The 12,092-nt window shown below is 62.1% G+C and carries 13 protein-coding genes; 9 read left to right on the top strand and 4 right to left on the bottom strand.

Annotated features, from left to right (window positions below; translation table 11 throughout):
• The first annotated feature begins 2 nt into the window (after positions 1 to 2).
• Genes F2982_RS02195 through F2982_RS02185 form a run of 3 tightly spaced genes read left to right on the top strand, consistent with a single transcriptional unit; the run spans position 3 to position 3,370 of the window.
• Positions 3 to 1,451 carry a DDE-type integrase/transposase/recombinase gene (locus F2982_RS02195; RefSeq protein WP_203429104.1) on the top strand — a complete coding sequence of 483 codons (1,449 nt, stop codon included), beginning with the start codon at positions 3 to 5 and terminating at the stop codon, positions 1,449 to 1,451.
• Positions 1,452 to 1,478: 27 nt separating this feature from the next.
• Entirely contained in the window at positions 1,479 to 2,390 is a 912-nt protein-coding gene (locus tag F2982_RS02190) for a hypothetical protein (RefSeq protein ID WP_203429103.1), read from the top strand.
• Entirely contained in the window at positions 2,390 to 3,370 is a 981-nt protein-coding gene (locus F2982_RS02185; protein ID WP_203429102.1) for a TniB family NTP-binding protein, read from the top strand. The genes F2982_RS02190 and F2982_RS02185 overlap by 1 nt, the downstream gene beginning before the upstream one ends.
• 66 nt (positions 3,371 to 3,436) lie before the next feature.
• Here the strand turns inward: F2982_RS02185 and F2982_RS02180 are convergent, their stop codons facing one another.
• A complete protein-coding gene (locus F2982_RS02180) occupies positions 3,437 to 4,537 on the bottom strand; it encodes an NAD(P)/FAD-dependent oxidoreductase (protein ID WP_246777494.1) in 1,101 nt (366 codons plus the stop codon).
• A 121-nt stretch (positions 4,538 to 4,658) separates the two neighbouring features.
• Here F2982_RS02180 and F2982_RS02175 point away from each other — a divergent pair, with 121 nt between their 5' ends.
• On the top strand, positions 4,659 to 5,333 hold the full coding sequence (locus tag F2982_RS02175; RefSeq protein ID WP_203429100.1) for a TetR family transcriptional regulator: 675 nt from the start codon (positions 4,659 to 4,661) through the stop codon (positions 5,331 to 5,333).
• A 51-nt stretch (positions 5,334 to 5,384) separates the two neighbouring features.
• Here F2982_RS02175 and F2982_RS02170 read toward each other — a convergent pair whose 3' ends face one another.
• Together F2982_RS02170 and F2982_RS02165 are read right to left on the bottom strand one after the other, a co-directional pair.
• Entirely contained in the window at positions 5,385 to 5,705 is a 321-nt protein-coding gene (locus tag F2982_RS02170) for a hypothetical protein (protein ID WP_203429099.1), read from the bottom strand.
• 69 nt (positions 5,706 to 5,774) lie between these two features.
• Positions 5,775 to 6,620 (bottom strand): methyltransferase domain-containing protein, encoded by an 846-nt coding sequence (locus F2982_RS02165; protein WP_203429098.1) that lies wholly within the window; start codon positions 6,618 to 6,620, stop codon positions 5,775 to 5,777.
• A gap of 108 nt (positions 6,621 to 6,728) precedes the next feature.
• Between F2982_RS02165 and F2982_RS02160 the strand changes: the two genes are divergently transcribed.
• The 4 genes from F2982_RS02160 (at position 6,729) to F2982_RS02145 (ending at position 10,679) form a co-directional block, all read left to right on the top strand.
• A complete protein-coding gene (locus F2982_RS02160; RefSeq protein ID WP_246777493.1) occupies positions 6,729 to 8,720 on the top strand; it encodes a tetratricopeptide repeat protein in 1,992 nt (663 codons plus the stop codon).
• Positions 8,721 to 8,799: 79 nt separating this feature from the next.
• Complete coding sequence (locus F2982_RS02155) at positions 8,800 to 9,417, top strand: LysE family transporter (RefSeq protein WP_203429096.1); 618 nt, start codon at positions 8,800 to 8,802, stop codon at positions 9,415 to 9,417.
• A gap of 8 nt (positions 9,418 to 9,425) precedes the next feature.
• Positions 9,426 to 9,770, top strand: a complete 345-nt coding sequence (locus F2982_RS02150; RefSeq protein ID WP_203429095.1) for a cupin domain-containing protein — start codon at positions 9,426 to 9,428, stop codon at positions 9,768 to 9,770.
• Between the two features lie 12 nt (positions 9,771 to 9,782).
• Positions 9,783 to 10,679 carry a hypothetical protein gene (locus F2982_RS02145; RefSeq protein WP_203429094.1) on the top strand — a complete coding sequence of 299 codons (897 nt, stop codon included), beginning with the start codon at positions 9,783 to 9,785 and terminating at the stop codon, positions 10,677 to 10,679.
• A 3-nt stretch (positions 10,680 to 10,682) separates the two neighbouring features.
• Here the strand turns inward: F2982_RS02145 and F2982_RS02140 are convergent, their stop codons facing one another.
• On the bottom strand, positions 10,683 to 11,144 hold the full coding sequence (locus F2982_RS02140) for a MarR family transcriptional regulator (protein ID WP_203429093.1): 462 nt from the start codon (positions 11,142 to 11,144) through the stop codon (positions 10,683 to 10,685).
• A gap of 149 nt (positions 11,145 to 11,293) precedes the next feature.
• Between F2982_RS02140 and F2982_RS02135 the strand changes: the two genes are divergently transcribed.
• Complete coding sequence (locus tag F2982_RS02135) at positions 11,294 to 12,091, top strand: SDR family oxidoreductase (protein ID WP_203429092.1); 798 nt, start codon at positions 11,294 to 11,296, stop codon at positions 12,089 to 12,091.
• Position 12,092 lies beyond the last annotated feature (1 nt).

The raw sequence follows: 12,092 nt of genomic DNA, 5'->3' as shown, positions 1-12,092 counted from the left end.
ACATGTCTCTCGTCAGACACAATGACTTCCTCAAGCGCGACAACTTGCCGGTGGCACTCGACATCCGACAACTCGACATCCCCACCAATCCGAGGGAAGGCGAGAAGGTCCAAGTCTATAGCTTCCCCAAGGGTTATCGGTTCTCGATCATCAACGTCGAGCGATCAAAGATCGGACACTTCATTGTCGTTTCCTATGCCGAGTGGAACGGCCTTGGGGGAAAATTCCATGTCCAGAACGTAGCAAGCGATCAGCCTGGCCATCTTTCAAACTGGCAAATCAGCCAGCTCGAGCGACAGGGACGCTTTATTCCGCATGAATCGAAGCAGACGGGGAGGAACATCGAGACCTCGATCGCGCTTGATCCCGAGCAGAGAAAGGCTGGGGAGCGAAAGCTTGATTACGTCGTAGCGATCCTGAGAGAAGGCGGGAAGGGCACTGTCATGCCCAAGCGCAAGTTGATCCTCAGTGCCGCCCTGAAGCACGCAGCGAAGATCGGAGACGAAACGCCTCCCTGCTACAACACCCTCAAAAATGCTATCCGCGCGTACATCGACAACCCGTTCAACCGTCTGCTGGCGGTGGCTCCTGGCAAGTCACGCGGCAATCGCGAGCATGCCTACTGTGATCGCCTCGAAGACCTGTTCCGTGAAGCGGTCGAGGAAGCTTGGTCGTTGCCCAAGGGGACAGCACTCGATGCGCGTGAGGCGTACGAGAAGCTCCTTCTCAAGCAAGAGAACAAGGACCTCATTCCCCTTGTTACCGACGACGAGGGCAACATCGTCAAACCACATCAGTCGACAATCGAGAGGCGGTTTTACGGTGTCGATCATTTCACGCGTGATGTCCTGCGCAAGGACCTCGAGACGGCGATGCGCATCCATGACCTGCGAATTCCGCAGCTTCTGCCGACCGTCCCGCTCGAAGTCGTCGAGGTTGACTATACGGAGTTGGACGTAACCGTCTTCGACGACTTCTACAGCTACATCTGGGGACGGCCCAACATCATCCTGTTTCGCGACCGCATGAGCGCGGGCGTCATTGGTTTCACGGTTTTCTTTGGGAAGCCCAGTTTCGAGGCGTTCCTCCACGGCTTCAAGCAAGCCGTCTACCCGAAAGACATGTCCGAGTACCCAGGCCTCGACTGGACCATGCACGGTCTCATGAGCGTTCTCGTGGTGGATGCCGACACCCACTTACAGAGCGACAACATGAGGGCGTTCTGCGACGAGATCGGCGTCACCTTACACGAGGTCCGACCTGGCGAACCGAACTCCAAGGGTGGGCTCGAGCGAACGATCAGGACCTTGAACGACAGCCTCATTCATAATCTTCCCGGGACCACTCTTTCCAACGTTGTGAGGCGCAAGGAGGGCGGCAAGGAAAAGGAACTGGGGCAGCCGAAGATCACGTTCTCCGAGCTGGTAAAGCACATCACCGCGTGGGTCTGAGACTACAACAGGTCGTCTCACAAGGGATTGGGCTTCCTCCGAAGCCTCAAAGGCATTCCTCAGCAGCTCTTTGACGATAACATCCACAAGACGGGCAATCGCCAGCCGATCAATCCCGAAATCTTCGCCAGGCTTTCCGGCGAACAACACGAGGCGGCCATCCAGGACGGCTGCATCGTTTGGGATTACATCCGTTATTCGTCGCCTGAACTGGTGGTGATGGCAACGTCGCCGACGAGTACCCCTCCGAACAGGGCAAAGGCCAGGAAACCACGCAAGCCGACGACGCTCTACAAGTGCTGTCGCGATCCTTCCGACCTTGGCTTCATCTACGTGACCGTTCCGGGTGCGGACACGGCGGTCAAGGTGCCCGCTGTCGCCGCCGATCTGAGCTATGCAAGTGGTCTTCGGCTCTATCAGCACAAGCGCGCCATCCAGCATCACAACAAGCACAGTCGCCGTTCCGTGACCAACATCAGAGACTTGGAGGCGTCGTTGAAGGCGTTTGGGGATGACCTGAGCGCAATCCATGCCGAGCGCAACAAACATAAGACCGCTGACAAGCTCGTCGCGTTCTACCGAGGGGTGTCCAACAAGACGCGCCGCAGTCGTGTCGCGGAAACGGTCACGAGCGCAGCGGCCAGTTCGGGTTTCATCGATCACGCCAATCCCTTCTCTCCGCGCGGTCGCAAACGCGCCTCTCCCGCCGCTAACGACTATCGCGCCGACGATACGCCGGCCGTTATCCACGAGCGCGATGAGGACGGTCGGCTCGTTCCCCGCGACCCTTTGGTGGCGAAGGCTGCGGAACATGCCGCGCTTAAACAGCCCAAGCCGAAACCCGGCGTAGCGGAACACCGAGGACACCTGTCCGGCTACCTAGACACGGACGACATCGAACATCTGCGGAAACTTTACGACAACGACGAGGACGATTGATGGCCAACCTGGAACTCGCCAAGCCACAGCTGAGATTTCTTCCGGAATTCCATCTGACGGCATTTACATCGGACGAGGAGCGACGAGCCGCCGCCAGTCTTCCCGTCGAAAAACGTCAGGACATGATTACGTTCCTGATCGTACCTCACCGCCGGTTCAACAAGGGACTCGAATTCATCGACAGGTTTCACAGGCCCATCGACGGCGGAAAGCATGCCTCCGGCTCGATCGGCGGGGTGATCGGAGACTCGCGAACAGGAAAGTCCTTCCTCGTTCAGTATTACGCCACCAAGCATCCGCCCGTGTTTGGCGAACGAGGATGGCGCGTCCCCGTCGCTTACGTTGAGGCACGGGAAGACTGGGATCGCATTGAATTCGCGCGCCAGATTTTCACCGCGACCGGCGCGTCGACGATTCCTCGGATGACTCTGTCGTCCATGAACTCCACCGTCACCCGCCGCCTCGGCGACATGGAAACGGAACTCCTTATCATCGACGACGCGCATTTCCTTTTTGAGGTCTCGAGAACCAAAGCGTCTTCTCATGCTGCGCTGCTTCAGCACATCGCAAATCAGCGACAGTGCAACATCCTGCTCGCAGGACTGCGGAGCGTCCAAGTCGCCGTCGAGGCGAACAAGCAGCTCTACAACCGAGGACTATTCCCGAATTTCCCAATGACGGAGTTCGATCATTCGAAGCCAGCGGGCCGCGGCCGCCTCAAAACCTTTCTCGCGGATGTCGATGCCAGGCTCCCGTTCGCATCGTCCTCCAATCTCCACAAGGATGAATACATGCATGATTTCATCACGATCGGCGGCGGCTCGGCTGGGAAGATCATGAACGTGATCGTTCCTTCAGGTCACATGGCGATCAACCGAGGATCGCCGTTGATCACCCGCGAATACCTGCGCATCGCCGCAGAGGATCGGCGTCCCAGCGGTCGGACGTTCGTCCCCTTTAGTGATCGGGAGCCGTCGTGATGATCGAGGGCGTTCTCCCATTCAGTCGTTGGAATTTTTCCCCTGAGCGCGACGACCCGCTCACGGTTACAGCCTGAGGCTTATCGACGCCCATGGCGTAAACAGTGCCGTGACCTTCAACATCTGGAACGGCATCGAAAACAGCACGTCCATCATCCCGGTGGCATCCACTGCCGCAGCCGCGCTGCGAGCGAAGAGTTCCCGTTCATATACAGAAAGCGCTGTTTCGATATCGTCCTCATGGGCGGCGATCGCTTTCCCGAGTTCCGCGCCATCGTACATTGCCAGATTGGCCCCTTCACCTGAGGGGATCATCAGATGCGCCGCGTCGCCGACAAGCGTCACGCCGGGAACGCGATCCCAACGATGGTCGGCGGGCAGAGTGTGGAGCATCCGCAGAACCGGCACTGTGTCGGCACGCGTGATCAGGGCGGTGAGTTCGGGAGCCCAACCATCGAACTCTCCGGCGATAGCGGCGCATGCTGCCGCACGATCGGAGAAGTCAATGCGTTCGAACCATTCTTCCGCGCGCTTCAGGGCGATGTAGGCATGCAATACCTGGCCCGGTTCGCGGTGAGCCTGGACGCCCTTGCCAGGAGCGACGGCGAACAGCGAACCGCCGCCGACGGCATCTGCGGTCGGCTTGTGATTGGCGTCGGCATCGCGAAGATAGGTCTCGATGAACGAAATGCCGGAGTAAGCCGGCTTGGCGCTTGAAATGAGCGGGCGCACCTTCGACCACGCCCCATCTGCGCCTACGAGAAGATCGGCGGCCGCTGTCGTACCGTTCGCGAACTTCACCAGATGTTGCCCGCTGCCCAGCGCGCTGATCGACGTCACCTTGTGATCCCAGCGGATCGCACCGTCAGAAAGCGACTCGATCAGAATACGGCGAAGCTCGCCTCTCGGAACTTCCGGCCGGCCGCCGGTGCCATCGTCCGGATGATCGAACAGGACCTTGCCGTGTATGTCGAGGACCCGGCTCTGCTGGCCGCCAGGGTGGACGAGCTTCGTGAACTCGTCGAACAGCCCGGCGTCCTTGAGTGCCCGCTGTCCGTTCTCCTCGTGGATATCCAGCATACCACCTTGGCCGCGTGCGATTGGAGACGTCTCTGCTTCGTAGATGGTCGATGTGATGCCGTGGACGCGGAGGACCCTGGCGAGCATGAGCCCTCCAAGACCGGCACCGATGATCGTTACTGATTTCTGCATGACAAACTGCCTCGCAACTCTAATGGAATGTCATTCCATAGTTGGAATGCCGTTCCATTCATGTCAAGGATATTCCATGAAAGAACGGAACGACACACGATCGAGGCGGCAGCGGTCCCTCACCAGAGAACAGATTATCGACGCCTCTATCCGGCTGTTGGATGAAGGCGGAGAAGGCGGCCTGACCTTCCAGGCGTTGTCGAAGTTGCTCGCGACGGGGCCGGGTGCCATCTATTGGCACGTCGCTGGTAAAAGCGATCTTGTGACGGCAGCCTGTGACGAGATCATCGCCCGGACAATGGAAGCAAAGCCGGCGGGAGCATCGCCGCAGGAAACGATCCGCGCCCTGGCGCTGGATCTATTCGATGCCATCGACGCCCATCCATGGGTCGGCGCGGCTTTGATGTCGGCGCCCGGGCAGTTGCCGATGGTGCGCATTTTCGAGCGCATCGGTCAGCAGGTCCGCTTGCTCGGCGTTTCTGCCGAACACGAATGGTCTGCCGTTTCTGCCTTGCTCAAGTACATTCTGGGCGTGGCGGGCCAAAACGCGGCAAACGCCAAGCTTGCAGGTGTCCAAGGGCTTGAACGAGCAAGTTTTCTCGCGGAGGTCGCGGCAGCCTGGTCGGAACTCGATCCCGAGAGCTATCCGTTTACGCGCAGCGTGGCGGCGCAGCTGCCCGCCCACGGCGACCGAAAGGACTATCTGGATGGCATCGACCTGCTCTTGCGCGGCATCGTCGCGTCTTCCTGACGGCCGGCCCGGCGATCTCTGACGAACCACATCTGAGAGGCCCCCGAGCGGCTATTTCGACTGGCAGGTGCCGGTCAGGCAGATGGCGGCGCGGCTGTCGATCACCATGTCGAGCGTGCGCATCATGTCGGCCGCCATCAGCAGCGCCCGTGCGAGATCTCCGGGCGTCTGCCTTGTGGCCGACGTGGCGATCTTCAGGAGATCGAAGACGGCGTCGTGATTGCTGTTGGCCGGAATGCCGACCAGCGCGCGCATCGTGCGTATCTCGGTGACCGACCGGAGGATCAGATGGTGGGCCTCATCCTGTCCAAGCGTCTGGAGCTGATGGGCGGCCTTCGTCACCTCGGAGATGAATTCGTTCGTCTCGGACATGATATGCCTCGTGAAATTGTCTCGCGACATGCAGCGGACGCTTCCGCCCGCTGCATGCCTGCGCCCCCTCTAGTGCCGTGTGATGACCACTTCGAGATAGTCGCTCGGCACCACGATCGTTCCGTCCTCGGCCCGGTTGAAGCGGATCATCAGGTCGGTCAGCTCGCCGGCAAGTGCCATCTGGTCAGCCGTGTCCAGCGCGCCGAAGGCCTTGAGCACCGGACCGTAGAAGGTCCGGAACACCTCCAGCCAATGCGCCGGCGACTTGTAGCGAAACACGAACTGGCGCGGCGTCGCGGCAATCGACGCGACATGGGCCGGAAACAGCTCCTCGAGCCTGGTGCGCGTGCCCCAGAGGGCAGGCGAGCGGGCGCCGGCCGGTGGCGGCACATGCTTGCCGATCGTCTTGAACAACTGGCCGATGAAGCCATCCGGCGTCCAGTTCGACAAGCCGATCGACCCGCCGCGCTTGCAGACGCGCGTGAGCTCGGCGGCGGCGCGCTCCTGGTCGGGCGTGAACATCACGCCGAAGATCGACATGACATAGTCGAAGCTCTGATCCTTGAACGGCAGGTTCTCCGCATCGGCCTCCATGAATTCCATCGCCAGCCGGTCGGCATTCGCCCGCTCCATCGCCTTGTCGAGAAGGGCAGGGACGTAATCGGTGGCGGTCACCTCGCACCAGCGGCGGGCGGCGGCCAACGCGCCATTGCCATTGCCGGTCGCAACATCGAGAACCTTCGAACCGGCACGCAGATCGAGCGCTTCGCAGAGGCATTCGCCGACGATCTGCAGCGTCGTTCCAACGACGGCGTAATCGCCCGATGACCAGGCGCCCTGCTGGCGGGCTTTCAGCGCTGCAAGATCGGTTACAGGTTGAGCGGGCATGCCGGCAAGGGCCGCGGAAGTAGACATTTGGACCTCCCTGGGTCACATTGGTTGAGCGTGAAAGAGCGGCCGCCCGGTGAACAGATGCTGCCGCTTCGAACGGCTCTGGTATAGGCGCAGGCCATGGGGGGCGCCGTGTCATCAGGCGTGGGAACGACCGTGGAAACGGCGGACCAGCAGCGGCCGCCGCTCGAAATCTGCCTCCTCGGGCCGATGGTCATCCGCCGTGAGGGAGCGGAACTGAAGCTGCCGGGATCGCGCAAGGTGCGGGCGCTGCTCGCCTATCTGATCCTTGCTCCCTATCCGCAGGGCAGGGCGCAGCTCTGCGATCTCCTCTGGGACGTGGCAGACGATCCGCGCGGCGAATTGCGCTGGTGCCTCAGCCGGATCCGCTCGCTGATCGGCGAGCGCATCATCGCCCATGGCGATACCGTCGCACTCGATCTTGCCGGTTGCGCCATCGATGCCGTCGAGGCCACTGCCGCTTGCCGCGAGGGACTGGGCGGCCTGCCGCAGGAGCGGCTGCGCCGGCTTGCGGACCGGTCATCCGGCGAGTTCCTCGATGGCCTCGTCATCGAGCGCCATCCGGCCTTCGAGACATGGCTGGTTTCCCAACGCCGCCGCTTCCGTGAAATCCAGGCGGAAATCCTCGCAGCCATCGCCGATCGGCTCGATGCCAGCGAACGGCTTCCCTATCTCGACCGCTGGATCGAGATCGCCCCTTTCGATCTGAAACCGCATGAACTGCTGCTGGCGACACTCGCCTCGGAGGGCCGCGTCCGCGAGGCGGAGGAGCATATGAAGGCTGCGGCCAGAGCCTTCGCCGCTGAAGGGCTCGATGCCGGTTCGCTGCGCCGGACCTGGGAAGGCGCCCGAAGTGCGAGAACTTCAGCAGCTGCACAGCCCGCCGAGCCGCAACCGCCGGAGCCGGCCAAGAGCGGCGCCCGCCGCGCCTCGATCGCCGTCATGCCCTTCAACGATATGTCGGCCCTGGCGATCCCCGGCGGCACGGCGGATGCGCTGGTCTATGACATCATCACCCGGCTCTCGAAGCTGCGCACGCTGCGGGTGATCGCCCAGGGCACGATGTTTGCGCTGAGGGAGCGGCCGCGCTCTCCCGGCGAGATCGCCGCCGCACTCGATGTCGATTACGTCGTCAACGGCACCTTCGAGCGCATCGCAACCCGCCTTATCGTCCGGCTAGAGCTGACGGAGGCGCGGACCAACACCATCGTCTGGGCCGACAGCCTCGATCAGAACGCGGCGGAAACGCTGACCTTGCTGGAAGAGATCGGCACCCGCGTCGTCGCCTCGATCGAGCGCGAGGTGGAGACGCTGGAACGCAACCGCGCCATCCTGAAGCCGCCCAATTCGCTGGATGCCTGGGAGGCGCATCACCGCGGTCTCTGGCACATGTTTCGCTTCACCAAGGGTGATAACGACCAGGCACGGAATTTCTTCGAAACGGCGATCAGCCTCGATCCGACATTCGCACGCGCTTATGCCGGGCTTTCCTTCACCCACTTTCAGAGCGCCTTCCAGCATTGGGCGGACCGCGACGCGGAAACCGAGCTCGCCTATCGCGCCGCCAATCAGGGTCTCATGGCCGACGACCGCGATCCGGCCGCCCATCTCTCCCTCGGCCGGGCACATTTCCTGCGCAAGCAGCATGATCAATCGGTCGCCGAGCTGCAGCAGGCCGTCGATCTCAGCCCGAGCTTTGCGATCGCGCATTATTCGCTGGCCTTCGTTCAATGCCAATCCGGCGATCCGCTGTCGGCGCTGGCCGCAGCCGACCAGTCGCAATCGCTCAGCCCCTTCGATCCGATGCTCTTCGGCATATTGGCCAGCCGGGCGATCGCGCTGGTGCGCCTCGGCCGTTTCGACGAGGCAGCCGATTGGGCGGCGAGGGCGGCGGCCCGCCCGAATGCGCATGCCCATATCATGGCGATCGCCGCGTTCTGCCTTGCGATCGCCGGCCGGCTCGATGAGGGGCGGGCGCATGTCGCGGCACTGAACCAGCGATATCCCGGCTATCGCATGGACGATTTCTTCATCGCCTTCCATCTGGCCCCGGCCGATCAGGCACCCTTTCGAGATGGAGCAAAGCGCGTCGGGCTGGAATAGCGCCGCCCACGGCCTTGGCCGCCGGATGCAAAGCCTCTAAGCTCGCGCTCGAAATCCATTCTCGCGAGTCCGCAGCCCCATGCTTCTTCTCTCCGTTGCCGCCATCTGGGCCGTTGCCGCCATCACGCCCGGCCCGAATTTCTTCCTCGTGGTGCGCACGGCGCTCGAAGGCTCTGCGCGCGCTGCGGTCGCGGTGATCGCGGGCGTCATTCTCGGCACCTTCTGCTGGGGACTGGCGGGCTGGCTCGGCATCAGCGCGCTATTTGCGGCCGCCCCCTTCGCCTATCTCTTCCTGAAGATCGCCGGTGGCGCCTATCTTCTCTGGCTCGGCGCCAAGCTGCTCTGGCGCACCTACCGGCACGGCGCGCTGCCGGGCGAACCCGTGCTGCGCCCCGCAATCAGCCCGAAGCAGGCTTTCTGGTCCGGCCTCGCCACCAATCTCGCCAATCCGAAATCCGCCTTCTTCGTCGCCAGTCTATTCGCCGCGACGTTGCCGGCCGATCACTCCTGGATGCACGGCGCGCTTGCCGTCGCCACCATGGTCCTGGTCTCGTCGCTCTGGTACACGCTGGTGCTGACGATCCTGCGCAATCCGGCCGTTGCCGGTGCCTATGCCCGCGGCCGCCGCGTCATCGATGCCATGGCCGGCGTCATCTTCATGGGCTTCGGCATGAAGCTCCTCACATCCGCCCGCTAGGAGGCCCTATGCCGAACCAGTTCGTTTTCGATATCGACGCCGTCGAACCGGAGGCCGGTGCTCCCGATGCGGACCGCATCCTCGCCGGCGATCCGCAGTTCCGCACCTGGAATTTCGAGGAAGCCGAAGGCGGCCTCTACGCCGGCATCTGGGAGGCGACACCCGGCAAGTGGCGCATTTCCTACGACGAATGGGAATATTTCAACGTCCTCTCCGGCCACTCGATCGTCACCGAAGACGGCGGCGCCGCCGTTCACCTCAAGGCCGGTGACCGCATGATCCTCAGACCCGGCTTCAAGGGAACCTGGGAAGTCATTGAAACGACTCGCAAGGATTACGTGATCCGGCTGTAGGCGTCGTTGCGGATGATTGCGGTCCTTGCCTTCTCCCTGATCGTCGCAGTCGTGCCTTTGGCGGCGCTGGGATGGCTCGCCCTACGCCTCGATCGCCATTGGGAGAAGGTCTTCTGGCTGCTGGCTGTCGTTCTTGCCTGCGTGAACTACCGGGTCTGGACAGCCTCGCGTTTCGATGACCGGATGGGCCTCGATGTCGCTTTGGCGATTGTTCTGACATCCGCATCGCTGCTGGTCTTTTCCGTTCCGCTCGCTGTCCGTGCTGTCGCCGCCCGCAAAACCCGGTCCGGTTCCGTGAGGTCTGCTTACTCTGCAGGCGAGGCCGCGCTCACGCGGTATTCCAATGCAAGCGATTGGCTGGCGGCCATTCTCTTTGCTGCGATTTTGCCGGCGATATTCCTGATCTGGTTCGGCCTGCTGGCGCGCATGTCAGGTATGATCGCCATCACTATGGTTGCCGCGATAGCGCTGGCCTGCGCTGCCGCTTATCGAAGGCTCGCGTGGCCGGATGCGTTTCTCAAACGGATCTGCGCCGTCGGCTTTCTGGCTTTCGTGACGATCGGCCTCGTTACCGCGGGCACCGCAGCCGCAGTGCACCGGTCAGCGGTCGAAATTGCCGCAGGCCGTTCTTACTGCATTCAGTCCGGCGGGGAGCCTGTCCGCAATACTCTTGACCTGTCGATACTGACATTGCGCGAACAGCCGGTAACGCAGCATGGTGGGGGAGCGCTATATCTTCGCAACCATGCCATTCTGGTCATCGATGATCCCGACGGGCGCAGGGTCCTCAACTGGTCCTACGGCAGCTGGACCTTCAAGCGGGAGAGCCGCTTCAACAGTCCGGACATATCCTCCCGTCCGGAGATCACTTGCAGTCCCCAGAGCCGGGGCGGCTACACCTGGCTCTAACCCTCACTGCCGGAAACTGTCCGCGAAAGTATCGGACGAGATCAGATTGAGGGCGTTGCGCAGTTCCTGGGCAGCTTCGGGGCCAAAGTTATGGTCGAAGCGCTGGCGGGCGTCCTGCCAGAGGCGGTGGGCTTCTTCCCATTTTGCGAGGCCAGAAGCGGTCAGCGTCACGCGCTTGACGCGCCGGTCCTTCGTGTCGGGCACGAGTTCCACCAGGCCGTCGCGGATCAGCGGCTTCAGCGTATGGCCGAGCGCCGAAAGGTCCATGACCATGCTGTCGGCCAGGAATTTCAGCGAGGGATTGCCGCTCATATGGATCTGCGTCAGCAGCGTATGCTGCGTACCCTTCAGGCCGCTCGGCGCCAGCACCTCGTCGAAGAGCTGGCCGAGCTGGCGCGTGGCACGGCGGATCGCGCTGTTGCTGCAGACCTGCCAGCTCTCGAAACGCGTGTTCTGATCACTCATCGCCATTCTCCTTGCGCCGGTATCCGCGCTTCGGCCCTCTGCCGTCAACATCGGCGTTAAAAAATCTCGCGGCTGCTCTTGCGGATAATCCGTCTCGTCTCAATATAGTGGCATATACCACTAAATCCAATGATGGAAAGGATTGCCTCATGTCCCGCTCTTCTCTCGGTACCGCTCTCATCACGGGAGCGTCTTCTGGCATCGGCGCCACTTATGCCGATCGCCTCGCCAAGCGCGGCTATGATCTGCTGCTCGTCGCGCGCGATGCCGGCCGGCTCTCCGCGCTTGCTGGGAAGCTGAAGGCGGAGCATGGGATCGAGGCCGAAGTGCTTGCTGCCGACCTGACCAGCCGCGACGATGTGCGCAAGGTCGAGAAGCGGTTGCGCGAGGATGCGTCGATCACTCTCCTTGTCAACAATGCCGGGATCGGCGCACGGGGAACGCTGCTCGAAGATGACATCGACTATCTTGAGACGATGATCGAGCTCAATGTCGTCGCCGTGAACCGTCTCGGCATTGCTGCAGCCCAGACCTTCGCGGCGCGGGGCAGGGGCGGCATCATCAACATCGCATCGGTCGTGGCCTTGCTCGCCGAGCGCTTCAACGGCGTCTACAGCGGCACCAAGGCCTTCGTTCTCAATCTGACGCAGGCGATCAATGCCGAGATTGCGGGCAAAGGCGTCAAGGTACAGGCCGTTCTGCCCGGCTTGACGCGCACCGAAATCTTCGAGCGCAGCGGCCGCTCGCTTGAGCAGCTGCCGCCGTCGATGGTGATGGATGCCGGCGATATGGTCGAGGCATCGCTTGCCGGCTTCGACCGGGGTGAGCTAGTCACGATCCCGTCACTGCCCGATGCTGCTGACTGGAATGCGTTTGACGCGGCGCGCGCAGCACTTGCTCCGAACCTCTCTCATGACAAGCCGGCAGCCCGCTACGGCGTCGCCTGAC

The organism is Rhizobium sp. BG4 (assembly GCF_016864575.1).
GTDB lineage: Bacteria > Pseudomonadota > Alphaproteobacteria > Rhizobiales > Rhizobiaceae > Rhizobium.
This window is presented reverse-complemented; position numbering and strand designations above follow the sequence as displayed.